This window comes from Variovorax sp. GW823-FHT02B07 (genome assembly GCF_058797695.1).
Genome location: NZ_JBXAJX010000002.1, coordinates 52852 through 76887, shown reverse-complemented (window position 1 = coordinate 76887; position 24036 = coordinate 52852). Strand labels below are relative to the sequence as shown.

28 protein-coding genes, 2 tRNA genes and 1 pseudogene are annotated in these 24036 nt (G+C 68.0%); 8 read left to right on the top strand and 23 right to left on the bottom strand.

The window, feature by feature from the left end:
* Nucleotides 1-14 precede the first annotated feature (14 nt).
* The 4 genes from AC1RGU_RS11560 to AC1RGU_RS11545 are packed head-to-tail and all read left to right on the top strand — an operon-like array spanning nucleotide 15 to nucleotide 1430.
* Complete coding sequence (locus AC1RGU_RS11560; RefSeq protein ID WP_492699932.1) at nucleotides 15-380, top strand: phage protein GemA/Gp16 family protein; 366 nt, start codon at nucleotides 15-17, stop codon at nucleotides 378-380.
* Entirely contained in the window at nucleotides 377-607 is a 231-nt protein-coding gene (locus tag AC1RGU_RS11555; protein WP_492699934.1) for a hypothetical protein, read from the top strand. The genes AC1RGU_RS11560 and AC1RGU_RS11555 overlap by 4 nt, the downstream gene beginning before the upstream one ends.
* A complete protein-coding gene (locus AC1RGU_RS11550; RefSeq protein ID WP_492739396.1) occupies nucleotides 586-789 on the top strand; it encodes a Mor transcription activator family protein in 204 nt (67 codons plus the stop codon). The genes AC1RGU_RS11555 and AC1RGU_RS11550 overlap by 22 nt, the downstream gene beginning before the upstream one ends.
* Nucleotides 786-1430: a DUF2026 family protein gene (locus AC1RGU_RS11545; protein ID WP_492699938.1), complete on the top strand. Its 645-nt coding sequence runs from the start codon at nucleotides 786-788 to the stop codon at nucleotides 1428-1430. The genes AC1RGU_RS11550 and AC1RGU_RS11545 overlap by 4 nt, the downstream gene beginning before the upstream one ends.
* Nucleotides 1431-1925: 495 nt before the next feature.
* On the opposite strand, the gene AC1RGU_RS11540 is transcribed toward AC1RGU_RS11545, so the two are convergent.
* Nucleotides 1926-2792: an SRA domain-containing endonuclease gene (locus tag AC1RGU_RS11540; RefSeq protein ID WP_492699940.1), complete on the bottom strand. Its 867-nt coding sequence runs from the start codon at nucleotides 2790-2792 to the stop codon at nucleotides 1926-1928.
* Nucleotides 2793-3090: 298 nt separating this feature from the next.
* Here AC1RGU_RS11540 and AC1RGU_RS11535 point away from each other — a divergent pair.
* Nucleotides 3091-3240: pseudogene (locus tag AC1RGU_RS11535) on the top strand (DNA/RNA helicase domain-containing protein); the annotation flags it as partial.
* On the opposite strand, the gene AC1RGU_RS11530 reads toward AC1RGU_RS11535, so the two are convergent.
* A complete protein-coding gene (locus AC1RGU_RS11530; protein ID WP_492699942.1) occupies nucleotides 3233-3505 on the bottom strand; it encodes a hypothetical protein in 273 nt (90 codons plus the stop codon). The pseudogene AC1RGU_RS11535 and the gene AC1RGU_RS11530 sit on opposite strands and share 8 nt — an antisense overlap.
* 261 nt (nucleotides 3506-3766) lie before the next feature.
* Nucleotides 3767-4180: a hypothetical protein gene (locus AC1RGU_RS11525; protein WP_492699944.1), complete on the bottom strand. Its 414-nt coding sequence runs from the start codon at nucleotides 4178-4180 to the stop codon at nucleotides 3767-3769.
* Nucleotides 4181-4289: 109 nt separating this feature from the next.
* On the opposite strand from AC1RGU_RS11525, the gene AC1RGU_RS11520 reads away from it, so the two are divergent.
* Nucleotides 4290-4466, top strand: a complete 177-nt coding sequence (locus tag AC1RGU_RS11520) for a hypothetical protein (protein ID WP_157627325.1) — start codon at nucleotides 4290-4292, stop codon at nucleotides 4464-4466.
* Between the two features lie 126 nt (nucleotides 4467-4592).
* On the opposite strand, the gene AC1RGU_RS11515 is transcribed toward AC1RGU_RS11520, so the two are convergent.
* The 4 genes from AC1RGU_RS11515 to AC1RGU_RS11500 all read right to left on the bottom strand — a co-directional run bounded on the left by AC1RGU_RS11515 (nucleotide 4593) and on the right by AC1RGU_RS11500 (nucleotide 5740).
* Nucleotides 4593-5156, bottom strand: coding sequence for an HNH endonuclease (locus tag AC1RGU_RS11515; protein WP_341889331.1), 564 nt, complete (start codon nucleotides 5154-5156; stop codon nucleotides 4593-4595).
* A gap of 43 nt (nucleotides 5157-5199) precedes the next feature.
* Nucleotides 5200-5273, bottom strand: a tRNA-His gene (locus AC1RGU_RS11510).
* A 37-nt stretch (nucleotides 5274-5310) separates the two neighbouring features.
* Entirely contained in the window at nucleotides 5311-5523 is a 213-nt protein-coding gene (locus tag AC1RGU_RS11505; RefSeq protein ID WP_159275720.1) for a short-chain dehydrogenase, read from the bottom strand.
* A 140-nt stretch (nucleotides 5524-5663) separates the two neighbouring features.
* Nucleotides 5664-5740, bottom strand: a tRNA-Pro gene (locus AC1RGU_RS11500).
* 284 nt (nucleotides 5741-6024) lie between these two features.
* On the opposite strand from AC1RGU_RS11500, the gene AC1RGU_RS11495 reads away from it, so the two are divergent.
* Nucleotides 6025-6354, top strand: a complete 330-nt coding sequence (locus AC1RGU_RS11495) for a hypothetical protein (protein WP_492699946.1) — start codon at nucleotides 6025-6027, stop codon at nucleotides 6352-6354.
* Between the two features lie 3 nt (nucleotides 6355-6357).
* Complete coding sequence (locus tag AC1RGU_RS11490; RefSeq protein WP_492699948.1) at nucleotides 6358-6774, top strand: hypothetical protein; 417 nt, start codon at nucleotides 6358-6360, stop codon at nucleotides 6772-6774.
* A 14-nt stretch (nucleotides 6775-6788) separates the two neighbouring features.
* Here the strand turns inward: AC1RGU_RS11490 and AC1RGU_RS11485 are convergent, their stop codons facing one another.
* Genes AC1RGU_RS11485 through AC1RGU_RS11410 form a run of 16 tightly spaced genes read right to left on the bottom strand, consistent with a single transcriptional unit; the run spans nucleotide 6789 to nucleotide 24030 of the window.
* On the bottom strand, nucleotides 6789-7256 hold the full coding sequence (locus tag AC1RGU_RS11485) for an acyl-CoA thioesterase (protein ID WP_492699950.1): 468 nt from the start codon (nucleotides 7254-7256) through the stop codon (nucleotides 6789-6791).
* A complete protein-coding gene (locus AC1RGU_RS11480) occupies nucleotides 7253-7786 on the bottom strand; it encodes a MarR family winged helix-turn-helix transcriptional regulator (protein WP_492699952.1) in 534 nt (177 codons plus the stop codon). Before AC1RGU_RS11480 ends, AC1RGU_RS11485 begins: the two co-directional genes overlap by 4 nt.
* Nucleotides 7783-8559 carry an SDR family NAD(P)-dependent oxidoreductase gene (locus AC1RGU_RS11475; protein ID WP_139702005.1) on the bottom strand — a complete coding sequence of 259 codons (777 nt, stop codon included), beginning with the start codon at nucleotides 8557-8559 and terminating at the stop codon, nucleotides 7783-7785. The genes AC1RGU_RS11480 and AC1RGU_RS11475 overlap by 4 nt, the downstream gene beginning before the upstream one ends.
* A 53-nt stretch (nucleotides 8560-8612) precedes the next feature.
* On the bottom strand, nucleotides 8613-9362 hold the full coding sequence (locus AC1RGU_RS11470; RefSeq protein WP_492699954.1) for an SDR family NAD(P)-dependent oxidoreductase: 750 nt from the start codon (nucleotides 9360-9362) through the stop codon (nucleotides 8613-8615).
* Nucleotides 9359-10948 carry an ATP-dependent acyl-CoA ligase gene (locus AC1RGU_RS11465; protein WP_492699956.1) on the bottom strand — a complete coding sequence of 530 codons (1590 nt, stop codon included), beginning with the start codon at nucleotides 10946-10948 and terminating at the stop codon, nucleotides 9359-9361. The genes AC1RGU_RS11470 and AC1RGU_RS11465 overlap by 4 nt, the downstream gene beginning before the upstream one ends.
* Entirely contained in the window at nucleotides 10938-11669 is a 732-nt protein-coding gene (locus AC1RGU_RS11460; RefSeq protein ID WP_095950531.1) for an ABC transporter ATP-binding protein, read from the bottom strand. Before AC1RGU_RS11460 ends, AC1RGU_RS11465 begins: the two co-directional genes overlap by 11 nt.
* Entirely contained in the window at nucleotides 11666-13453 is a 1788-nt protein-coding gene (locus AC1RGU_RS11455; protein WP_062474982.1) for a branched-chain amino acid ABC transporter ATP-binding protein/permease, read from the bottom strand. Before AC1RGU_RS11455 ends, AC1RGU_RS11460 begins: the two co-directional genes overlap by 4 nt.
* Nucleotides 13450-14505, bottom strand: a complete 1056-nt coding sequence (locus AC1RGU_RS11450) for a branched-chain amino acid ABC transporter permease (RefSeq protein WP_070062349.1) — start codon at nucleotides 14503-14505, stop codon at nucleotides 13450-13452. The genes AC1RGU_RS11455 and AC1RGU_RS11450 overlap by 4 nt, the downstream gene beginning before the upstream one ends.
* 55 nt (nucleotides 14506-14560) lie before the next feature.
* Nucleotides 14561-15724 carry an ABC transporter substrate-binding protein gene (locus tag AC1RGU_RS11445; protein WP_062474987.1) on the bottom strand — a complete coding sequence of 388 codons (1164 nt, stop codon included), beginning with the start codon at nucleotides 15722-15724 and terminating at the stop codon, nucleotides 14561-14563.
* A 39-nt stretch (nucleotides 15725-15763) separates the two neighbouring features.
* Entirely contained in the window at nucleotides 15764-16228 is a 465-nt protein-coding gene (locus AC1RGU_RS11440) for an aromatic-ring-hydroxylating dioxygenase subunit beta (protein ID WP_492699959.1), read from the bottom strand.
* Nucleotides 16225-17544: an aromatic ring-hydroxylating dioxygenase subunit alpha gene (locus AC1RGU_RS11435; protein ID WP_492699961.1), complete on the bottom strand. Its 1320-nt coding sequence runs from the start codon at nucleotides 17542-17544 to the stop codon at nucleotides 16225-16227. The genes AC1RGU_RS11440 and AC1RGU_RS11435 overlap by 4 nt, the downstream gene beginning before the upstream one ends.
* 26 nt (nucleotides 17545-17570) lie before the next feature.
* Nucleotides 17571-18713 carry an ABC transporter substrate-binding protein gene (locus AC1RGU_RS11430; RefSeq protein ID WP_070062345.1) on the bottom strand — a complete coding sequence of 381 codons (1143 nt, stop codon included), beginning with the start codon at nucleotides 18711-18713 and terminating at the stop codon, nucleotides 17571-17573.
* A 43-nt stretch (nucleotides 18714-18756) separates the two neighbouring features.
* The gene (locus AC1RGU_RS11425; protein WP_492699963.1) at nucleotides 18757-21222 is read right to left on the bottom strand and encodes a penicillin acylase family protein; all 2466 of its coding nucleotides are present in this window, start codon (nucleotides 21220-21222) and stop codon (nucleotides 18757-18759) included.
* Between the two features lie 37 nt (nucleotides 21223-21259).
* Nucleotides 21260-22426 (bottom strand): ABC transporter substrate-binding protein, encoded by a 1167-nt coding sequence (locus AC1RGU_RS11420; protein ID WP_492699965.1) that lies wholly within the window; start codon nucleotides 22424-22426, stop codon nucleotides 21260-21262.
* A gap of 57 nt (nucleotides 22427-22483) precedes the next feature.
* Nucleotides 22484-23218 (bottom strand): SDR family oxidoreductase, encoded by a 735-nt coding sequence (locus tag AC1RGU_RS11415; protein ID WP_492699967.1) that lies wholly within the window; start codon nucleotides 23216-23218, stop codon nucleotides 22484-22486.
* A complete protein-coding gene (locus AC1RGU_RS11410) occupies nucleotides 23215-24030 on the bottom strand; it encodes a cyclase family protein (protein ID WP_062475012.1) in 816 nt (271 codons plus the stop codon). The genes AC1RGU_RS11415 and AC1RGU_RS11410 overlap by 4 nt, the downstream gene beginning before the upstream one ends.
* Nucleotides 24031-24036 lie beyond the last annotated feature (6 nt).

Here is a 24036-nt window from a genome sequence, read left to right as displayed (position 1 = left end):
AGAAGCAGCTCAACATGAGCGACGAGGACTATCGCGCGATGCTGTGGACGCAGGGGCGCGTTCACAGCTCGAAGGACCTAGACCATGCTGGCCGCGCGAGTGTGCTGGACTTTCTGAGGACGATGGGCTTCAAGCCTGTTTCCAAGCCAGACACGAAGCGCCGCGTGCGGCCGGCACCGCGCGCCGACAAGCTCAAGCTCGTGCGCCGCATCCGGGCCCAACTGATCAGCCTGGACAGGAAGCCCGACACGTATGCCGATGGCATCGCCAAGCAGATGTTCGCCGTTGATTTCTACGAGTGGTGCACCCACAACCAGCTCCATACGATCACGGCTGCGCTGGCGGCTCAACAGCGCAAACAGGGAGCGCCCACGCGATGACCGGTTCTCCCGCGCCGAAGAGGCAGCAGCTGAGCTTGTTCGATAGCACAGCGCCGCTGCGCTCGCCTGGGAACATCGACCAGCGACCGAAGACGGCGCGGGCCTTGGTGGAGGTGATCGGCATTGACGCGACCATCGACTTGGTGAAGATGCTCGGCGGCGATGAGTTCTATCTTCCGGAAGCCGTCGACGGCGTTTCGAAGCTGTGGGCCGCGAGGCCACTGTGAAGCTCGTCGAGGCCTTGGGCGCCACACGAATCTACGTGCCGACGTGTCATGCCGCTCTGCTCAAGGTGCGCAATCAGGAGGTCGTCGCAAGTTACGATGCTGGGGAGGCGTTCGATTCGATACGCCGCCGGCATCGGGTGAGCCGTTCCTACCTCTACAGATTGCTAAAAACGTCGTCATGAATAAAGCCTCTCGTCGAGCCCCTTTGTGGTTGCCGGACTACGAGCGAGTCTTCCGCACGATTCACGGCGTGTTGCTGAACGAACAAAGCGACGGGACGCATGCATGCGTCTACTTCGGAACGATCGGGGCTGCAATTCTGCGGAGCGCATATGGCATGGACGCGAGGGTGCAGGTTGGTGCTGCTGGGTATGGCCTGGGGGCCCAATTGGCCGACGTTTTTGTGTTTGGCGAGCATGTGCCAGGCGGGGTGGTATCGAGCGACAAAGGATTCCATTGCTGGATCGAGGTTGATGGTTGGGCGATCGACTTCCAGGCCCCTCTCTTTCGTGACCTGATCGCCTCAACGGGGCGCACCAATTTGCCGCAAAGGATCATGATTCAGAAGCAGATCGCACAGGGTGTTGCTACCCCCGCGGAGCTTCGAAAAGACGGGTTTTGGTATGCCCCGAATGCAGAGCTTCGTCAGGCGACGTTGGAGCACCACAACGCTAAGAAGTCGAGCAAGGACTTCGAAAACATCTGTGTCGAGTGGCATCGCCGGCCACCCCAAAAAATGATGGAGCCCATCGGGATCGCCGATCAACACGGCCAAGTCAAGCCCGTATTTTTGTCGCCTATCCGGGTAACCTCAGCTTGGTGAACACCCATTTCTAGACCGACAAAAAGCCCCTAAAAAAGGGGCTTTTTTTTCCTCAGAGTGTCCGAGTTCCGTCCGAGTTGTGCCTGAATTTTGTGCAACTTGCGTCCGAGTTCGATTTGCCGATAGCATCGGCCAGCGCGCTAAATTCCTTTGGAGATCAACGAGTTGCCAAACTCGGACGCTTAGAACCGAACCTGGACGCAACCGTCCGAGTTCGAAGCGGACCAGCAGGCCGAACGGGGCGCTTATGTGAGGAGGTGGCGGTCGGGCTGCCCAATGAAAACAGCTCTTCCGGGTGGGCAGCGGATAGCAGCCGGAAACGCGCCAGGAGGCCGGTGGACGCCATTTCTCATGCGTCCGAACCCAGAAGCTGCATCAAGGCCTCAAACGGGCCCAAACCCCTGATTTCATTGATTTTTCCCACTTCTTCCGAGCAAATCCCGGATCTTCCCGGTTAGTTCAGTCTCATGGGGCCGGTCACATAAGGGCCCGAAATCAATGCGGCCCCGCCGGCTCAAGGCTGCGAAGTCGTTCTATCAGAGCCAGATTCTTCGTATGAGCGTGTTCGCCATAGTGCACTTCGCGATGGCACGCTGGGCACAGCGCGGCCACGAACTGCGGATGATCCGGCCCTCCATCAGATACACGCGTGGTGTGATGCGGCTCTAAGTACGGCGACCCGCCACTTCGATGAAACGGCGCCGGCTCCTTGCAAAGCTCACATTTCCCTGCTGCCCGCAAAAGCACATAGTCCCGCACCGCGCGGCTACGGTCATAGACCGTCCGGCTTCCCTTTGTGCTGTCTTTTGCGCCATCGACCTTGGACGCGGCAATTGCCCTGTTTCGAGACTCTTGCAGCGTCAGCTCCTCAGCAGAATCCTCCGCTGCAGCAAGCTCCAGTTGTTCAAGACGCGTGACCGGCACCAGCCGAAAAATGACTGCATCTCGAAGCGCTTTCTTCTTGTCCAGCGCACGAACCCAGTCATGCCCCTGGTACACAAATTCGCCGAGATACTTTTGGCCCTTGCCTTTGCCAATGGTCCGAAACAAGTGCAGCGCTTTTCCTCTGGCTGAGTGGTCGCGAACTGCCTTGTTGCCGCGAACAAACTGCATGTCGCCTTCTTGGCCTTCGCCTGAAAAAAAGAAGGTGCCCTCGTCATCGAATCGATCGGCGTAGCCATATTGCTCGCCGCTATCGCCAGTGAAAAGAAACGTCACTGGTGCTTGCGCCGAATCAGAAATTCCGCCTTGCCGACCGCCGCCAAACGGGTCATTGAGGTCTGGCCAGCGCCGATAAATTTCCCCAACAACAAAAGATGGAAGCGGCCCGGCGATTGGGAGTGAGGGTGTTTTGCTAGCCACGTCGGCTCACCGAGAAACCGATTTGGCTGTTCCCAATTCGACACTGGTCCTTCGATTTGGAAGAAATCACAGCGCACTTCAGCACTCCGCGATCTATACCGAAATAGCCTGGCATCACCCGCTCCTCGTTAACGATTGACTACACTTTAACGTCAATCACTCGGCAGTTAACGATTGGGCGCTTTTCAGGCAACCATTGTTTCCTCGCTTCTTGGGTGGTCGCTTGCTCGCGAATTCATTGAGCAACGTTGCAGAGCCGAAGGCTCGCGATCGGCACGACAAGACATTGCGCGGCTAAAAGGCACGGCTCAAGGCGGACCTGATCATCAAGAACACCTACCGCACGCTGATGACGCGAGGCATGAAGGGGTGCTACGTCTACTGCAGCGACGAGGAGACCGCGAACTACTTCCGCGCGCGGCTGTCGCCCCTTGCCGCACTCACGTAGGCGCCGACGCGTCCGCTGCGTTGATCCGTCTCAGCAGTTGCTGCGCAAGCTCTGCAACTTCGCCAGCCAGATCTGAGGCGATCCACATCACATGGTCTCGGTGCACGGCACCGATCGCGTCGAACCATTCACTGCAGTCTCCGTAGCAACAGCTCAGCAGCGATTGCAGCTGGGACGACTTCTTCTCGAGAAGGTCGGCGGCGTCGGGGCGGGTTGCCCTGAGGGATTCGGGCGTGGGTTGCCCGGCGATAATTTGATCAGCCATTTGGTGTGCGTCCTTTCCGAGGTTGTGCACGTCACTTGGTCAGACGGTCAGGGTGTTAGCGCACCCTGGCCGTCGCCTTTTGTGCCTCACATCGACATCGCTGCGGTGTGCATCGATGTCCCGCCGTGAGGCGCGGCGGTCGTTCAAATGTAGGGAGAGAAGCGCGTCAGCGGAAGCCTCTCACGGTGAACAAATGAGGACTCGCGTCGACTTTGTGGTGACGCATGCAAGGGCGATCGCCCAGCGAGCCGCCCACCGGCCTCAACCAGCACCCGCAGCCCACGCCTCCACCCGCCGCACCAACGCATCCCGCCGCGCCACCACCTCCGCCAACAGGTACTGCCGCGCCTGCTCTTGCGCCACGTCGCTCGACAGAAACCACTGCTCGCGCTCGGCGCTGCCTTGCGGTGGCGGGGTGCCCCACCCTGCTTCACCGTTGGCGCCTCTGAACGCTTCAGTCATGGGCAGGCGGCCGTCGGTCTTGCCGATGCTCGACAGCGCATCGGGCGGGCCGTCGAGCGCGATGCGCACGTGCACGACGCTCTCGCCTTCGGTGTGGATCGATGCGCCCAGGCCGCCCTCGCGGTGCACGCGCCACAGCTCGGCCGCGGAGGCGTTGCGGACCCAGCTCTCCAGGGCGCGGACCAGGCTCTCGAGAATGATTTGTTGGTTCATGAGGAATATTTCACACGTTTCTGTCTGGTGTCGGCAAGCGGCCACGGTGCGATGGGGCCAAAAAGCCGTTGTAACTTCTTGCCTTGGCGCCTGCGCTATATTTCTTGGCATGGAAAAGGCATCCGACATAGGCAAACCCACGGTTCCGATCGATCTGATCGGTCCGGAGCATTGGGTCCGTTCACGGCGCGGCCCTCGCCGTACGACGAAGGTGCTCTTCATCTTGCTCGGCGGGCTCGCAGCAGCCACCGCAGTGGCCTACAGCTTCTTCGGCGCGGGGCGCTGAACACAAACAAGCAAGCCGCCCACACCTCCACTGATTCGCTCACTCGCTCACCGCGAGCCGCACAAGGCAAAGCCCGCTGTCCGTTGATCCAACGGGCAGCGGGCTTTTCTCTTTGTGCGCGTGGCGCTACTGCAGCCGCGAGCCGCGCGGCAGGCGCTTGGCCAGCCACTCGTGCACGTCCGCTCGGATGTTGCGGCCTTCGAGCAGGAAGTTCTCGAAGCGGCTCGGCACGTACGGCAGGTAGACCAGCGGCATGCCGGCTTCTTCGGGCGTGCGCGCGGCCTTGCGGTTGTTGCAGACGGCGCAGGCGCTCACGAGGTTGGTCCAGCTCCACGGGCCGCCGCGCGACTCGGGCATGACGTGTTCGCACTGCAGGTCGCGGTCGGCGAACACCTGCGCGCAGTAGGCGCAGGTGTGGCGGTCGCGGCGCAGCAGCTTGGCCTTGGTCACGCCGGGCACGACGTCGAAGAGGTTGATCTTCGACGCGCCGCGCAGCGCGATGATGGGCGCGACGTCGATGCGCGACTGCACACCGCGCGCCACGTTGAAGCCGCCGCGCAGCGTGGCCAGCGGCAGCGCGCCGTCTTCCCAGGCCACGCTGCCGGTGGCGTAGTGCAACACCGCCTGCTCCAGCGAGATCCAGGCTTGCGGCGTGCCCTGAATATCGAGTTGCAGGACGTGTGAATGCATGACGAATCGCCTCCCTTCGCGGCGATGGCTTGTGGTGAACGGATGGGGTGCACGAACGGAATCGAACCGTTGTCAGCGGGACCACAACCCGCGGCTCTGCCATTGAGCTACACGCACCATTGAGAAAAGAAAGAAGACGAGCGACGCTGGCCAGCTACCACTCGCCCGACGCGCGCACGCGCTGGTCGAGGTCGAGGCTGTCGAGCGGCGCCTCGCTGCCGCCCGGCAATGCCGACGCGCGATCGGCCACATAGCGCGGCCCGAGCCCCACGCCGAAGCGCTGGGCCAGCGACCACACCATGTGCCTGCGCGGCAGCGGTGCCGGGTGCACGGCGATCATCCGGATCGGTGAGTTGCGCTTGCGCATGAGGGCCTCCTTGGGGGGTAACGGGAAAAAAAGTAATGACTTGAAAAATGTCCGGTGACGGGTTCCGGCGCCGCCCTATCTTTGCGGCCGGTTTCCGCGGGGCGGGCCACGCGTTGGCATGGCCCGGTCCCGCTCGGGTGTGGTCCGTGTGGCAGGAGTTGAACCTGCGACCCTCTGGTCCCAAACCAGATGCGCTACCAGGCTGCGCCACACACGGAAGAAAACAAAAAGAGCCTGCCCGCGCTTCCATTTCGGTTGTGTCCTCACGCGACAGGCCACGCGCTGGGCGCGGCCCCGTCGAACGTCGCTGCACAGGAGTGATCAACTCATGCACATCCCGCCAGACCGTCGACGCGGCAATTTCTGGCGGTGGGGTGAAGGCACACCCGAAATGGAAAGCGGCAAAAACAAAAAGGCCCGGAACCTTGCGGTGTCCGGGCCTCTTTGCGAGAGAGCTTGAGAGATGCGCGCCTACGCGCGACCTCCACCCGGGGGCACCTGATGAGCCTCGAACTGACCACCCACGCGCAGACGGGCTGCGGCTTTGGCGGCGTACGCGGTGTTCAGGTGCGAAGACAACGACAGGGGCGACGGCATGTCGAAACCATGGCAGAACCCGACGCGCACGAGCGGTCGGCCCGAGGCGGGTCGATGGCTGGTGAGGGTCAGTGCGGTGTTCACGATGGTTCCTGGTCAAAAATTGCCGCTGTCGGCTGTAAGGGGTTGGAAAAAGGGGACGGCTTGTGCCGTGAATTGGAGGCAACTGTAAAGAGTGTTTACGGCGACGTCAACAACCGGGACAATCTTTTCTTGTCTTGTTGTTGTTTTTGAACAGTGCCCCATACCACCGTCGCGCGCCGCCGCAATGCGCTTGTGCTGCATCGCCGCTTTCTCGAGGACGCCGTCGCGGCGGGCCTGCCCGCCAAGGGGCTCGACCAGGCGTTCGCACGCAAGCTCGAAATCTCTCCGAGCATGTGGAGCCAGATCAAGAGTGCGCGGCCCATCGGCGACAAGCTCGCACGGCAGATCGAACGGCACTGCGACGTGGCTGCCGGCTGGCTCGACGAAGACAACACTGCGCCTTCGGAAGCACCGCCCGATGCGGCGGAAGAGCGCTTCGTGGCCGCCGCGCGTGAGGCGTGGCGCCAGGCCAATGCAAAAGGAAAGCGAGAACTCAGCGGCTGGCTGAAGAAGCACGCGCTGGAGAAGAAGGCGCTCGAGCCTGCCGACGGCCCTGCGCCGGCGCCCTAGCCTTGCTCAGGCCTTCAGGCCTTGCCAGCGGGCTCGGCAGCAGCCAACGCCGGTGCATCGCGCAGGATGGCCGCGCGCATGTCGTCGGGCACGGCGATGGCGCGGTGGGTGTCGAGCGAGGTCGTCACCAGCACCTGCCGCACCTGCATGCGCACCTCGCCCGTGGTGGGCTCAAAGCAGCGCAGCGCGAGCGTGATCGAGCGCGAGCCCAGTTGCGCCACCGACAGGCCGAGCATCACGCGGTCGCCCATGCGGCTCACGGCGCGAAAGTCGGCGTCGAGCTTCACGGTCGGCAGGCCGACGCGGCGCTCGCCGATCAGTGCGTGGTAGCCCACGCCGAGCCCGTCGCTCACCCAGTCTTCGACCAGGCCGTTGAGCATCACGAAGTACTGCGGATAGAAGACGATGCCCGCCGGGTCGCAGTCGGAAAAGCGAATCAGGCGCGGGCGCTGGAACTCCACACCACCGCCCTCGCCGCTCATGCGCGGTCCTCGACCGCGCCGTCGCCGCGCATCACGTGCACGCGCAGCAGCCCGAGCTGGTTGTGCATCTGCTTGACGGTCTTCATGTCCAGGCCCGAGAACATCTCGAGGATCCATTGCTCGTGCTCGGTGGCCATGGCTTCGAAGGCCTTGCGGCCTTCGGGCGTGAGGCTCACGATCCAGGCGCGGCGGTCGTCGGGGCTGGGCGCTCGCGCCACCATGCCTTCGCGCTCGAGCTCGTCGGTCAGGCCGGTGACGTTGCCGCCAGTCACCATGAGGTAGCGCGAGAGCACGCGCATCTTCAAGCCGTCTTCGTAGCGGTACAACTGGGCCATGTAGTCGAAGCGCGCCAGCGAGATACCGAAGCGCTCGCGCAGCCGGCGCCGGATCTCGGCCTCGATCTGCGTGGTGCTCGCGAGCATGCGCAGCCACAGCTTGAGCATGGCGTGGTCTTCATGGCCGGCGCGGGCTTCGTGGCCGAGTTCTTCGGCGTCGCTCAGCACGGCGTGGGAGGCATCGTTGCGGCTCATGTGACTTCTCCTCCGGAAACGGAGATCGACTGGCCCGTGACCGACGCGGCGCCCTCGCCGCACAGCCAGCGCACGGCGTCGGCCACTTCGGCCGGCTGCACGATGCGCTTCTGCGGGTTCACGCTGGAGAACTCGGCCAGCGCATCGGCTTCGCTGCGGCCGGTCTTGCCGACCACGTTGGCGACGCTGTTGCGCAGGATGTCGGTGTCGGTGTAGCCCGGGCACACGGCGTTCACGGTGATGCCCTTGCGTGCCACTTCGAGCGCCAGCGCGCGCGTGAGGCCGATCACGCCGTGCTTGGCCGCGGTGTAGGCCGACACGTAGGCGTAGCCCTTCTGCCCCGCCGTGCTGGCGATGTTGACGATGCGGCCCCAGCCGGCGTCGAGCATGTCGGGCAGCGCGGCCTGCGCGCACAGGAAGCTGCCGGTGAGGTTGACCGACAGCATGCGCTGCCACAGCTCGACCGAGGTCTTCAGGAACGGCGCGCTCTCGGCGGCGCCCGCGTTGTTGACCAGCACGGTCACCGCCCCGCGCTCGGCCCGCGCCTGCGCAAAGGCCGACTGAACAGCCTCCGGGTCGGCCACGTCGGCCGCCACCACGCCGTGGCCGCTGCCGGCCAGGGTCTCGGCCACGCGCTGCAGGGCCTGCGCATCGCGGCCCAGCAAGGTCAGCACAGCGCCTTGGGCGGCAAGGGTGCGGGCGATCTCTGCGCCGATGCCGCGAGCGGCGCCGGTGACGAGGGCATGACGGCCAGTGAGCGAATTTGTGTGCATACCTGAATGGTTTAGTTCTGAATCATTTTAGCCATTTGCGCACCAGCAGGGTGCTACCGCATGAAACGGCCGCCGTTGAGGTCCAGCGTCGCCCCGGTCATGAAGGCCGCGGCCGGCGAGGCCAGGTAGACGACGGCGGCGGCCACCTCGTCGGCCAGCCCGAAGCGGCCCAGCGGGATGCCGGCTTTCAGCGCCTGCTGCCGCTCGGGCGCCAGCGCAGCGAGCGCGGGGCTGTCGATGGCGGCGGGCGCCAGCGCGTTCACGGTCACGCCGTGCGGCGCCAGTTCCTGCGCAAAGGCACGCGTCAGCGCCAGCAGGCCGGCCTTGCTGGCCGCGTAGTGCACGCCGGTGGCGCTGCTGACCTGTTGCCCGGCCAGCGAGGCCAGGTTGACGATGCGGCCCGCGCCGCGTTCGCGCATGTGCTTTCCGGCGATGCGGCAGCCGAAGAAGCTGCCGCGCAGATTGATGGCGAGCACGTCGTCCCACTCGGCGGGCGTGATGTCCCACAGCGAGGTGGTCGGCGTGCGCGCCGCGTTGTTGACCAGGATGTCGACGGCGCCGAAGTGCGCCACGGCCTGCGCGAAGCGGTCGTTGAAGGCCTGCTCGTCGCGCACGTCGAGCGGCAGCGCGAGGCCGTTCACCTCGGCGGCAACGGCCTGGGCGTTGGCTTCGTCGATGTCGGCCAGCGCGACGCGCGCACCGGCCTGCGCCAGGGCGCGCGCGATGGCCGCGCCCAGCCCCTGCCCTGCGCCGGTCACGAAGGCCACGCGCCCTGCCAGTGGAAGCGCGGTGGCGTGCGTCATCCGGCTTTGGCGGGCCGACCGTCCCAGGTCTGCGGCCCCACGCCGCGCTCGCGCAGCTTGAACTTCTGCACCTTGCCGTTCTCGGTGCGCGGCAGGTCGGGCAGGAGGTCGATGTAGCGCGGCACCGCGAAGTACGGCAGGCGGCCTTCGCAGAAGCGCGCCAGTTCGGCCGGGTCGATGGCGACGCCCTCGCGCGCCACCAGTGCGGCCATCACCTCGTCTTCGGCCAGCTCGGAGCGCACGGGGTACACCGCGCACGAGGCCACGCCGGGGTGGCTCAGCAGCACCTGCTCGACCTCGAAGGACGAGATGTTTTCGCCGCGCCGGCGGATCGCGTCCTTGATGCGGTCGACAAAGCGGAACGCGCCGTCGGCATCGCGCACCACGCGGTCGCCCGTGTGGAACCACAGGTTGCGCCAGGCCTCGACGGTCTTCTCTGGCATGTGGAAGTAGCCGCTGGCAAAGGCATAGGGCTCGTCGGCACGCAGCAGCAGTTCGCCGGCCTCGCCGGGTGGCAGCGGCACGTCGTCTTCGTCGGCCACGCAGGCCTGGAAGCCGGGGCGCAGCCAGCCCATGACGCCGCCGCGCGGCGAATCGGGCGCGGTGGCAATGGCGAAGTTGGTTTCGGTCGAGCCGTAGCCTTCGAGCAGCGCCACGCCCGTGCGCGCCTGGAAGGCCTGCCCTGCCGCCGCAGGCACGCCGGGCCCGAGGCCGGTGCGCACGCGATGGTTGCGCTCGCCCTCGCCTTCGGGCTGGGCCAGAAGGATCGGCACCATCGCGCCGAGCAGGTAGACCACGGTCGCGCCGTTGGCGCGCATCGCCGGCCAGAAGCCCGAGGCGGAGAAGCGCGACTCGAACACCACCTCGGCCCCGGTGAGCGCGGCCTGCGCGAAGGTGTTGAGCGCGTTGATGTGAAACAGCGGCAGCGTGGTGCACAGCACGTCGTCGCGGCCCACGCCCAGCACCTCGGCGCTGTTCACGCCCCACCAGAAGTACTGCGCCTGCGGGCAGATCACGCCCTTGGCCGGGCCCGTGGTGCCCGAGGTGTAGAGGATGGCGAGCGGGTCGCCCGGCTGCACCGCAGCGGGCTGCAGGGCCTGCGCGCCCGGCGGGTAGGCCGACACGCGCACGCCGGCGGGCGGCGTCCACGGCGCTTCGGGCTCGCCCACCACCCACACCTCGCGCAGCGCCGTGCGGGCCAGGTCGGCCGTGGCCAGCCGCTCCAGAAAGCCGGCCTCGATCACCAGCAGCTTCGCCTCGCTGTTCGCGAGGAAGTACTCGATCTGCGGCCCCATCGACGCGGTGTTGACCGGCACGACCGACGCACCGAGCCAGCCCGCGCCGAGGAAGGTGTCGAGGAACTCGATGCGGTTGCCGCACATCACGGCGATGCGGTCGCCGCGCGCCACGCCGTGCTGCGCGAGCGCACCGGCACGCGTGGCCGCCGCGTCGGCCGCGTCGGCATGCGTCCACTGCCGGCCCGCGATACGCAGCAGCGGGCGGTTGCCGAACAGCGTCGCCTGCCGCTGCAGCATGGCGGGCAGCGTGCGCTGCGCCGGCGGCACCGCGCGCGGGTCACTCGTCATCGTGCGTGCCTCCGCCGAGGTAGGTGGCCTGCACGCGCGGGTCGCTGGCGAGGTCACCGGAAGCACCGGACAGCGCAATCTCGCCCGTCTCCAGCACGTAGCCTTCGTCCGAGCTTTCGAGCGCGGCGCGCGCGTTCTGCTCCACCAGCAGGATCGACACGCCGTCGTCGCGCAGCTTGCGCACGATGGTGAGGATGTCGCGCACGATCAGCGGCGCCAGCCCCAGGCTGGGCTCGTCGAGCATCAGCAGGCGCGGCGCCGACATGAGCGCGCGGCCCACGGCCAGCATCTGCCGCTCGCCGCCCGAGAGCGTGTCGGCGCGTTGCGCGCGGCGCTCGGCCAGGCGTGGGAAGCGGTCGTACACCGACTGCAGCTGCCGCTTCATCGCGTCGCCGCGCAGCCGCTTGGCGTAGGCGCCGAGCTGCAGGTTGTCGAGCACGGTGAGCTCGCCGAACAGTTCACGCCGCTCGGGCACGAGGCACAGGCCGCGCTCCACGCGCGACTCCACGTCGAGCCCTTGCAGGTCTTCACCTTCGAAGCGCAGCGTGCCCTTGCACGGCAGCAGGCCCATCGCCGCGGCCAGCAGCGTGGTCTTTCCCGCGCCGTTGGGGCCGATCACCGAGATGATCTGGCCCCGCTGCACGTCGAGCGACACGCCGCGCACGGCCTCGACCTGCCCGTACGACACGTGCAGATCGCCAATCTCCAGCATCGCGGTCATACAACGCTCCCGAGATACGCGGCCTGCACACGCTCGTCGGCGCGCACCGCCGACGGCACGCCCTCCACGAGCTTGGAGCCGAAGTTCATCACCACCAAGCGGTCCACCAGTTTCATCACGAAGTCCATGTCGTGTTCGACGATCAGGATGGTCACGCCCTCCTCGCGCAGCTTGCGCAGCAGGTCGCCCAAGGCCATCTTTTCCTTGCGGCGAAGGCCGGCCGCGGGCTCGTCGAGCACCAGCAGCACGGGGTCGGCGGCCAGCGCGCGCGCGATCTCCAGGATGCGCTGCGTGCCCAGCGGCAGGCTGCCCGCGAGCTCGTGCGCGCGGTCGCCCAGGCCGATGCGGTCGAGCTGGCGCTGCGCCTCCTGCAGGATCTGGCTTTCTTCCGTGCGATCGAGCCGCAGGCCCGCCTTCAGGATGCCCGAGCGGGTGCGCGAGTGCGCGCCCAGCGCCACGTTGTCCAGCAGGCTCATGTGCGGGCGCAGCTTCACGTGCTGGAAGGTGCGCGCCAGCCCGAGCCGCGCCACCGCGCGCTGCGGCATGCCGGCGATGTCGTGCTCGAGAAAGCGCACCTGGCCCGCACTCATCGGCAGCGTGCAGGTCAGCAGGTTGAACATGGTCGACTTGCCCGCGCCGTTGGGCCCGATGAGGCCGATGATCTCGCCCGCCTTGACGTCGAAGCTCACGTCGTTCACCGCCACCAGACCGCCGAAACGCTTCACGGCGCCGTTGACCGACAGCACCTGCGTGCCGCGCGCCGGCAGCTGCCGGTGCGGCAGCGGCTCGACCGGCGCACCGGTGTAGCGCGAGGCGCCCTGAGGCGCGGCGCGCCGGCGCGTCCAGCGCCGCAGCAGGCCCATCACGCCGCCGCGCGCAAAGTGCAGCAGCAGGATGAACAGCGCCGCGAAGGCCACGGCCTCCAGCTGGCCCGCACGCTGCGTGAGCATCGGCAGCACGTCCTGCAGGCCATTCTTCAGCACCAGCACCAGCGCCGCGCCCACCAGCGCGCCCGCCAGCTGCCCGAGCCCGCCGGCCACGGCCATCAGCAGGTACTCGATGCTGGCACGCACGTCGAAGGGCGACGGGCTCACGAAGCGGTTCATGTGCGCATAGAGCCAGCCCGCCAGCCCCGCGAACAGCGCCGCCGTGACGAACAGCGACAGCCGCACGCGGTACGCATCCGCGCCCACGCTGGCCAGCAGCGTGGCGCCGCCGCGCAGCCCGCGGATGGCGCGCCCGGGCCGCGACTGCAGCAGGTTGTGGCTGAACAGGCAGGCCAGCCCGACCACCACCCAGATCAGGTAGTACATCGCACGCGGATCGGCCAGCGACCAGCCGCCGATCTGCAGCGGCGGGATGTTCGACAGGCCCGTGTGGCGCCCGAGCGCATCGACGTTGCCGAACAGCATCGCGATCGACAGCCCCCAGGCGATGGTGCTCAGCGGCAGGAAGTGCCCGCCCAGGCGCAAGGTGAGCATGCCGATGGCCAGTGCCGACAGGCCCGTGAGCAGCAGCGCGAACAAGAGGCCGAGCCACGGCGACAGGCCCTGCGCGGTCGTGAGCCAGGCCGTGGCGTAGGCCGCAATGCCCACGAAGGCCGCCTGGCCGAACGAGGTGGCGCCGCCCACGCCGGTGAGCAGCACGAGGCCCAGCGCCACCAGCGCGCCGATGCCGATGTCGTTCAGCAGCGAGACCGTGAAGCTGCCCGCCACGGCCGGCACCAGGGCCAGCACGACGATCACGCCCGCGATCCACGCCATGCGTTTCGTGTTGCCGTTCATTGGTCCACCTCGTCTTCTTCCTCTTCCGAATGGGCCGCCATGAAGGAGCGCAGCATGAGCACCGGGATCAGCAGGCTGAACACGATCACGTCTTTCAGCGCGCCGCTCCAGAACGACGCGAAGCTCTCGACCACGCCGACCGCCAGCGCGCCGATGGCCGTCATCGGGTAGCTCACGAGCCCGCCGATGATCGCTGCCACGAAGGCCTTCAGGCCGATGATGAAACCCGAGTCGTAGTACATGGTGGTCACCGGCGCGATCAGCACGCCGATGAGCCCCGCCAGCAGCGAGGCGCAGCCGTAGGCCAGCAGCGCCGTGCGCACCGGCCGGATGCCGACCAGCCGTGCGCCCACGCGGTTCACGGCCGTGGCGCGCAGCGCCTTGCCGGCCACCGTGCGCTCGAACACCAGGAAGAACAGCCCGCTCAGCACCACGGCCGCCCCCACCATCAGCACCACCTGGCCGCTGACCGTGAAGCCGTCGCCCAGCGTGAACACCGCGCTCGTGAGCGGCGTGGTGCGCGAGCCTTCAGGCCCGAAGAACAGCAGGCCCAGGCCCGAGAGCAGGAAGTGCAGCGCGAGCGACACGATCAGCAGCACCAGCACCGAGGCGTCGGCGATCGGCTGGAACACCACGCGCGCCAGCAGCGGCGCGATGGGCACCACCAGCAGCACCGCCACCGCGATGTGCACCGCCACCGGCACGCCGGGCCGCGCCGCCAGCCAGGCGAGCACGCACGGAATGGCGGGCAGCACGCCCCACATCAGCACCGCTTTCGGGATGCGCGCGGCCTCGCCGCGCCGCAGCAGGCTGCCGATCTCGGTGGCCAGCGCCAGCGCGGCCAGCACCGCCACCATGCCGATGGTCGGCGGCACGCGGCCGGTTTCGAAGGCCGCCAGCGACAGCGCGGCAAAGGCCGCGATGTCGCCGAACGGCACGAACACCACCCGCGTGACCGAGAAGATCAGCACCAGCCCGAGCCCGGCCAGCAGATAGACGGCACCGTTGGCCAGGCCGTCGGTGACGAGGATCAATGCCACGTCCCAGTTCATAGAAAAACCTCTGTCGGAGTCATCGTTGTCGTTGTCGTGAAGAAAAACGGGAGATTCAAGGGGCGAGCTTCCATTGGCCGTTGTCGAGCTTGACGATCACGCGCGCGCGCTCGTCCACGCCGTACAGGCTGCCGGGCTTGAAGGTGTAGACGCCGTGCGTGCCGACCACTTCCTTGGTGCTGAAGATGGCGTCGCGCAGCGCCACGCGGAACTCGGGCGTGCCCGGCTCGGCCTTCTTCATGGCACGCGAAGCAGCGTCGGCGAACACCAGCCAGCCGTCGAACGAGTAGGCCGAGAAGGCGTCGCTGGTGGGTGCGTTGTTGACCTTCTGGAACACGGCGCGGAAGTCGGTCGCGATCTTCTTGGTCGGGTAGTCGGCCGGCAGCTGCTCGGCGACGATCACCGGGCCCGTGGGCATCAGCGCGTTCTGGCCGGCCGCGCCGACCACGCGCACGAAGTCGGGGTTGATCAGGCCGTGCTGGCCGTACACGCCGCCCTTGAAGCCGCGCTCCTGCAGCGCCAGGAACGGCAGCGCGCCCGGCGTGCCGGCGCCACCGGTCATCACCGCGTCGGGGCGCAGCGCCACGATCTTCAGCACCTGGCCGGTCACCGAGGCGTCGGCGCGCGCGTAGCGCTCGTTGCTCACCACCTTGATGCCGGCGGCGGGCGCGGCCTTGTTGAGGGCCTCGTACACCAGGTCGCCCCAGGCGTCGGAGAAGCCGATGTAGCCCACGGTCTTGACGTTGTTGCGCTTCATGCGCTCGACCACGGCGTCGATCATGAGCTGCGTGGGCTGCGCCACCGTCATCACCCACGGGTTCTCGTTGGGGTCGAGCAGGATGGGCGTGAGGCCGATCATCGGCGTCTTGGCCTCCTTGCCCACCTGCGCCATCGCGATGGCCGACGGCACGCCCGAGGTGCCCATGAGCACGTCGACCTTCTCGTCCTCGATGAGCTTGCGCGCGTTGCGCCCGGCCGTGGTCGGGTCGGAGCCGTCGTCGAGCACCACGAGCTGGATCTTGCGGCCGTTGACCTCGCCCTTGTAGGCCAGCGCGGCCTGCATGCCCTTGGCGTACGGCACGCCCAGCGAGGAGTTGGGCCCCGACAGCGACACGCTGAGTCCGACCTTGAGGTCGGCCGCCAGTGCGCTCGCCACACCACAGGCGGTCAGCGCCGCGGCGAGGGCACCGCGCGTCAAGGTCTGCATCAGGTTCTTCATGTCGTAGCTCCAGTGAGGAAGGATGGAAGGAACAGAAACTCAGATGAACAACTGGATCGCGGGCAACGCGCGCGTGGCATTGAGCAGGTCGACGCGCTTCTCGCGGATGGACCAGCCCGTGGGGGTGCGGACGAGGTGATGGCGGGCGGTGCCGCTCAGCAGGATCTGATCGTCGCCGCGCGCCTCGATGTAGAGAAAGGGCGTGCGCAGGCGCACGTCGTCGGCGCCCTCTTCCTCGATGCGCGAGGGCTGCAGCACATGCTGGCTGTGGCTGGCCGGGTGCTGCGAATGCGCGCGCGGGTTCTTCAGGCGCTCCACGCGCAGCTGCAGCAGCAGCCGGTCTTCGTACGCCAGCGAGTTGTGCGAGAACGGATCGGCCTGCGCCGCGCCGAGCAGCGGCACCCAGTAGTGGCCGTCGTCGGCGAACAGGGCCAGCCAGTCGTCGAAGCGGCGCGCGTCGAGCAGGGCCGCCTCGTGGGCGATGAAGTCGCGCGGGTCGTTCATGCTGCCACCTCCGGCGTCATGGCCCGGGCCCAGGCGCGGAACTGGTTGCGCATGAGCAGCTCGTTGGTGCCGTTGGTGGTCACCGTGGCCTGCTGCGTCTCGGCCGGGTCGTGGTTGCGGTGCAGGCTGATCCATTCGTTGCCGCCGGCGTGCAGGCCTTTCTGGATGCTCTCGAACAGGTGCACGTCGTCGTGCGCCACCACCGACATGGGCGAGAACACGAGCCGGTTGTAGCTCATGGCACGCTCGAACAAGAGCGCGGGCGCACCGGCCGCGCGGAAGCTCCAGGCCTCGATGAGCGTGCGGCCGGCCGCCAGCGGGCGGATCACGCGGATGGCCTGCGGCGAGCCCTTGACCGACAGGCTGGGGTACAGCACCGAGTTCTGCGGCGAGCGCTGCAGGATGTCGGCGGCGCGCGCTGCGCCGTGCGCGGCCTGCATCGCGGCCTCGTACTCGGGCAACTGCGCGTAGTTGGAGTGGATGCTGAAGTTCACGCCCAGCACGCTGTGGCCGTTGGCGAACACGCGCCCGCCCATCTGGTCGAAGAACTCGTAGCCCGAGCCGAAGGGCAATATCTGCTCCATCGCCATCGGCTTGGGGTCGGTGGGCGCGTGGCCTTCCCACAGCGCCTCGGCCGCCTTGGTGGCCGACTCGTGCGTCGACATCGGGTGCACCGTGTCGTTGATGTTCTCCAGGTACATCTTCCAGTTGCAATGGACGATGTTGCGCAGCACGCCACCGCCCACGGTGAGCTTGCCCTCGGGCGAGCGGTCGACCATGTTGTCGAGCGCGCCGAGCACGTCGCCGAAGTAGTCCTCGAACGAGGGGCCGGTGTCGGACAAGCGCACGAACACGAAGTCGCGGTACACCTTCACGTGCTTCACCACCGACAGCCCCTGCCCCGATTCGCAGGCCTTGAGCTGCGTGCCCTCGTAGCCGTTCTTCAGCGGCAGGCCCAGCGGCGCGCCGTCGAGCTTGTAGGTCCACGCGTGGTACGGGCAGCGAAAGAAGCGGCCGGTGTTGCCGCTCTCGTCGGTCACGAGCTGCGTGCCCTTGTGGGCGCAGCGGTTGTACATGACGTGCACCGCGCCGTCGGGCTGGCGCACCATGAGCAGCGGGCGGCCCGCGATCTCCTGCGTGATGAAATCGCCCGCCGCCGGCACCTGGCTGGCATGGCCCAGGAAGACCCAGGTGCGGGCGAACAGGCGCTCCTGCTCCAGCGCGAACAATTCGTCGCTGAGGTACAGGTCGCGGTGCACCCGGTCGTCGCGGACCAGCGCCGCGACGAGATCGGGGCGGTTGCGGTAGGCGGTCATGGCGGTGGGCTTCGGTTAAACCGAGGTCAGGGGACCAGCTTCCACTGGCCCTTGTTCATCTGCACGATGACCACGCCGCGCTGGTCCGAGCCGTAGCGGTCGTCGGGCTTGAAGGTGTAGATGCCGTGCGTGCCCACCAGCTCCTTCGTGCCCACGATGGCATCGCGCAGCGCCGTGCGGTACTGCGGCGTGCCGGGCTCGCCCTTGGTGCGCGAGGCCGCATCGGCCAGCAGCAGGTAGGCGTCGTAGGTGTACGACGAGAAGGCATCGGTGGGCACCGCGCCGTTCGCCTTCTGGTAGGCGCTGCGAAAGCCCATCGCGACCTTCTTGATGGGGTTGCTGTCGGGCAGCTGGTCGGCCACCAGCACCGGGCCGCTGGGCACCTGCAGGCCGTCGATGGCCGTGCCGCCCACGCGCACGAAGTCGGCGTTGATGAGGCCGTGCGTGCCGTAGATCTTGCCCTTGTAGCCGCGCTCGGCCAGTGCCAGGTAGGGCAGCGCGCCCGGTGTGCCGGAGTTGCCCGCGAACACCGCGTCGGGCCGCGCCGCGACGATCTTCAGGATCTGCCCGGCCACCGACGAGTCGCTGCGTGCATAGCGCTCGTTGGCCACCACCTTGATGCCCGCGGTGGCGGCGCTCTTCACGAGCGAGTCGTAGGCCAGGTCGCCCAGCGCGTCCGAGAAGCCGATGAAGGCCACCGTCTTCACGCCCGACTTCTGCATGCGCTCGACCACGCCCGCCACCATGAGCGGGAACGGCTGCGACACGGTGACGGTCCATGCGCCGTCCGCGCCCGGAATGGTCACGGGCGTGGGCGAGATGAGCGGCGTGTTGAGCTCGCGCGCCACCGAGGCGATGGCCATCGCGCCCGGCACGCCCGAGGTGCCGATGAGCACGTCGACCTTGTCTTCCGTCACCAGCTTGCGCGCGTTGCGCCCGGCGGTGGTCGGGTCGGAGGCGTCGTCGAGCACGATGAGCTGCACCTTGCGCCCGCCGATCTCGGGCCGCTCGGCGATGGCCGCGCGGATGCCCTTCTCGTAGGGCACGCCCAGCGCCGCGACCGGCCCCGAGAGCGAGCTGATGAAGCCGATCTTGAGGTCTGCCGCCGCCGCACCGACGGCGGTGAAGGCGGCCAGCAGCGCGAGGCCAAGGCGGGAGATTTTCTTCATGGGAGCTTCCTCTTCGGGGGTTGGAATGGGGACGAGGGACGGGTCAGTAGCGCAAGGTGCGGCGCGATTCGAGGTCGGCATCGACCTGCGCGGGCGTGAGCCGCTCCGGCTTGCATTCGAAGCGCTCGAACAGCGCCAGCTGGTCGGCGTAGTGGCGGTCGCGCACGCCGGCCGGGCTCACGAAGCCGCTCTGCCCCGGCGCGGCGACCGAGCACATGTCGAGCGCGCCCGGGCGCAGCACGACGCGGTAGTTGAGCGTGCCGCGGTTCATGTAGGGGCTGACCTCGGGCTCGTCGCCCGCGCCGGCCCACGGCACGCCGATGGCGTTGATGCGCGAGAAGCGGTGGCGCACCACGGGCGTGGTCCACGCGGCCATGTCGGGCCCGAGGCGGGTGCGCAGCTCGCCCACCGCATCGGTCAGCGCGGCGCGCACCATCGTGCGCGGGTCCTGCCCGTTGAAGAAGTCATGGCGCTGCGGCACGCCCGAGGCCGGGCCGCTCAGCGCGTTCCACAGCAGCTTGGCCACGGCCGCAGGCTGGGCGCTGCCGGGCGAGCCGCGCGGCGTGAGCGTGGGGTAGCCGAGGTTGGCGTAGGTGGCGAACACGGCCGGTGGCAGGTCGTCGGCCAGCAGGCGCCGCGACATCGCAGCCAGCCAGGCGCGCAGCACGGTGGTGGCGCGGTTGTCGTACACCTCGCCGCCCGGGGCGACGCGGTTCTTCAGGTCCCAGTTGGCGAGCAGGTCGGCCGCGCGGCGCGCGGGGTCGCCGGCCGGCAGGCCCTTGGCCGCGTCGACGATGAGGGGCACGAAGTAGCGCGCGTTCAGGTCGGCCAATGCCGCGCCCTGGCTCACGCGCCAGATCTCGTCGGCGCCCAGCTTGGCCGTGCCCTGCAGCTGGGCATGGATCTCGGCCACGCGGTCGACGTGCGAGAAGTTCGCGCCGTCCGCGCGCAGGCCTTCGGCGATCTGGTTGTTCCAGCTCGCGAGGTAGCCCTGCGCGGGGTTGTAGGCGCGTGGGTTGGCGCTGAACGGCAGGCTGCCCTGCCACTCCATGCTGCCGTCGCCGCGCGCGGGAAAGCGGATGTCCTGCGTGGCCGGGCGGCGCGGCATGCGGCCCAGGCCCACGGCGCCGATGTTGCCCGCCACGTCGGCGTAGAACCAGGTGATGGACGCGGCCACGCGCTCGCCCTGTGCAAGAAAGCCCGACCAGTCGCGCGCCCGTGCGGCACGCGCCCAGCCGAGCATGGTCTCGACCTCGCGGCCCTGCCAGGTGCTGCGCGCGGTGTAGGCGCGGGCGTTGTCCACGTCCCAGCTCTGCACGAAGCCGTGCACCGTGGCGTAGATGTCCACGCTCTGCGGCGCGGCGCCCTTCACGCGGATGACGTCGGTGCGCCGGGTCATCGGGCGGTAAGCGCCGTCGTACTTGTATTCGTGGCGGTTGGCCGGGTTCAGTTCTTCCTGGTAGATGTCGTTGGTGTCGAGCGAGCCCACCGTCGATCCCCAGGCGATGGTGCCGTTGGTGCCGAACAGCACCGGCAGCAGGCCGATGGGTGTGAGGCCCGTGAGGTCGTAGCCCGCGCCGTGCAGGCCGATGCCGTGCACGAACGACGGGTTGTTGAAGCCCTGCTGCGGGCCGTTGTACAGGACGGCCACGCCTTCCTTGGTGCGCGAGGGGCCGAGCACCCAGGCGTTGCTGGCGGTCGGCATGCCTTCGGTGGCGGCCAGGCCCATGCGGGCGACCTGCGTGGCGCGGAAGTCGGCCGCGGCCTGCGCGGAGACCGGCGCGAGCGCGGCGTCGCCGGGCTCGGCGCTCGCCAGCCGGTTCGCGTTGCCGCGCGGCACGATGGTCGGCGCGGTCGGGTCTTCGAGCCAGCGCAGCTGCTCGTACAGCTGCAGGCCGGCCACGTCGCCGCGCGCGGCCTTGAGCTGGTTGAGCAGCGAGAGGTTCGCGACCTCCGCCGTGCCCGCGAAGAAGCGGTTGAGGATGAGGCCGATCCAGACCATGGCCACGTCGTCCGCGGTCCAGGGCGCGGGCTCGAAGCCGTTGTCGATGAACTCGCGCGGCATCAGCTTGCCGCGGTCGGCCAGCACGTCGCGGATGCGCGCGTTGACGCCCGCGGCATAGCCTTCGAACATGGCGCGGTCGTCCGCGTTCAGCGCATCGATCTGGCGGCGGATCGACACCGGATCGATGTTGGCGCGCGTGGCCTTGTCGGTCGCGATGAACTCGGCCCCCAGCACCTCGGCCACGCTGCCGTTGCCCGAGCGCCGCGCCATCTCCAGCTGGTAGAGCCGGTCTTCGGCGACGGCATAGCCGAAGCCGTGGAACAGGCCGCGCGTGTCGCTGGCGTAGACGTGCGGCACGCCGTAGCGGTCGCGCTTGATGATGACTTCACCGCTGCCAGTGCCGTTGCCGGGTGCGGTCGCGGCGCAGCCGGCCAGCAGCGCGGCGGCGAACAGCACGGTGCCGGTCGCGCGCCGGCGACGCGAAGAGCGAAGAAGCGGATGCATGGGGTGGGTGCCGTTCATCGAGTCAACGGGCGGGCGTTCAGGGCACCAGCTTCCACTGGCCCTTCTCGAGCTTCACGACGACGCGCGAACGGTCGTCCGAGCCGTAGCGCTCGGTCGGCTTGAAGTTGTAGACCGAGTGCGTGCCCACCAGCTCCTTGGTGCTCACGATGGCGTCGCGCAGCGCCAGGCGGAACTGCGGCGTGCCCGGCTCGGCCTTGGTGGCCAGCGCGCGCTGGGCGGCGTCCAAGTACACCAGCCATGCATCGAAGGTGTAGGCCGAGAAGGCGTCGGTCGGCGGCGCGCCGTTGGCCTTCTGGTAGGCCGCGCGGAAGTCCATCGACACCTTGCGGATCGGGTTGTCGGCGGGCAGCTGCTCGGCCACGATCACCGGGCCGGTGGGGGCCAGCAGGCCTTCGACCGAGGCACCGCCCACGCGCACGAAGTCGGGGTTGATGAGCGCGTGCATGCCGTAGATCTGGCCCTTGTAGCCGCGCTCCGAAAGCGCCAGGTACGGCAGCGCACCGGGCGTGCCCGAGGTGCCGGTGATCACCGCGTCGGGGCGCAGCGCCACGATCTTGAGCACCTGCCCGGTCACCGAGGCGTCGCCGCGCGCATAGCGCTCGTTCGACACGATCTTGATGCCGGCCGGCTCGGCGCTCTTTTGCAGCGCGCCGTACACCAGGTCGCCCCAGGCGTCGGAAAAACCGATGTAGCCCACCGTCTTCACGCCCGACTTCTTCATGCGCTCGACCACCGCGCTCACCATGAGCGGCGCGGGCTGCGGCAGCGTGACCATCCACGCGCCCTCCTCGCCTGGCAGGTTGGCGTTGGCGATGGAGATCAGCGGCGTTTTTGTTTCGCGCGCCACGCCGGCAATGGCCAGCGCGCCGGGCGAACCGGCCGTGCCGATGATCACGTCGACCTTGTCCTCGTCGATCATCTTGCGTGCGTTGCGCGCGGCCGTGGTGGGGTCGGACGCGTCGTCGAGCTGCACCAGCTGGATCTTGCGGCCGCCCAGGTCGGCCTTGTAGGCGAGCGCGGCCTTCATGCCCTTTTCGTACGGAATGCCCAGCGACGACACCGGCCCCGACAGCGAGGTGATGAAGCCGACCTTGAGATCGGCGGCCCACGCGCTGGCGGTGCTCAGCGCGCCGAGGCCCGCGACAACAGCCGCGAGGGTGCGAATTCGGTTCAGGACTTTCATGGCGATGCTCCAGAGGTGATGTTTTTGAACGGAACGAAACGGACGCTGAAATGAAAACTAGAGGGCGAGGCTGCCGACGCTGGTGCCGCCGCACACGTACAGCACCTGGCCGGTGACGAAGCTGTTCTCGGGTGCGGCGAAGAAACGCACGGCGCGTGCCACGTCGGCCGATTCGCCCAGGCGCTTGACGGGCACCGAGGCCGCGAGTGCGCGCTCCTTCTCGCTGCCCGCCTCGACCACGTCGTAGAACATGTCGGTGCGGATCGGGCCCGGCGCCACCACGTTCACCGTGATGCCGTCGGCCGCGAGCTCCAGCGCCCAGGTGCGCGCCATGCCCAGCATGCCGGCCTTGGTGGCCGAGTAGCTGGTGCGCGTGGCCAGGCCCAGCGCGGCGCGCGACGACAGCAGCACCACGCGGCCGAAGCGCTGCGCACGCATCGCGGGCAGCGCGCCCTGCACGAGCTGGATGGCGCAGCCCAGGTGCAGGTCGACCAGTGCATCCAAGTCGTCGAGCTTCACGTCGGGCAGCAGCGCGGCGCGGATGACGCCGGCGTTGTGGACGATCGTGGTCGGTGCGAAGCGTTCGACGAGTTCGCGCACGGCCTCGCCAGTGGCGGCGCGGTCGGCCAGGTCGACCTCGAGGCTGTGCATCTTCGGGTGGTCGATCTCGGCCTTGCGGCGCGCGAGCGAGACCACCTCGTAGCCTTGCGCGAGCAGGTCTTCGCAGATGGCCTTGCCGATGCCGGCGCTGCCGCCGGTGACGGCCGCGACCTTGGGGGCGGCGGCGCTCATGCCGTGGCTCCCACCAGGGCCAGCACGCGCAGCGGGCTGCCGCTGCCCTTCTCGATCTTCAGCGGCGGGCAGATCAGCACCGCGCCCGAGGCTGGCAGCAGGTCGAGGTTGCTCAGGCACTGCAGGCCGTAGCGGCCCGCGCCGTGCATGTAGTAGTGGCAGGGGTAGGGCGGGCGCAGGTGGTAGCCCTGCCCGGCGTCGGTGCCGATGGCTTCGGAGCCGAAGCCCAGCACGTCGCGCTGCTCGACCAGGAAGCGCACGGCCTCGGTGCTCGGGCCGGGCGTGTGCTGGCCGGTCTCATCGAAGTTCTGGTAGGCCTCGGGGTCCGTGCGCTTGGACCAGTCGGTGCGCATGAGCACCCACGCGCCCTTGGGAATGCGGCCGTGCGCGGCCTCGTAGGCCTCGATGTCCTCGAGCGTCAGCAGGTAGTCGGGATCGTCCTTCACCTGCGGCGAGCAGTCGATCACGCAGGCCGGCGCCACGAAGTGCTGCACGGGAATGGTGTCGACCGAGTTGTTCGGCAGGTCGCGGCCCGAGATCCAGTGGATCGGCGCGTCGAAGTGCGTGCCGGTGTGCTCGCCGCAGGAGAAGTTGTTCCAGTACCAGCCCGGGCCGCGCTCGTCGTACTTCGACACTTCCTCGATGCGGAAGGGCCAGCACTGGCCCATCTCGGGCGGCAGCGCGATCTGCGGAAACTCGGGCGTGAGCGTCTGCGTGAGGTCGATCACGCGGATGCGGCCGCTGGCCATGGCGGTCACGAGGCTGCCGAGGACTTCGGCGGCGGACATCAGTTCGTTGGTGGTCGTGGTCATCGTGTG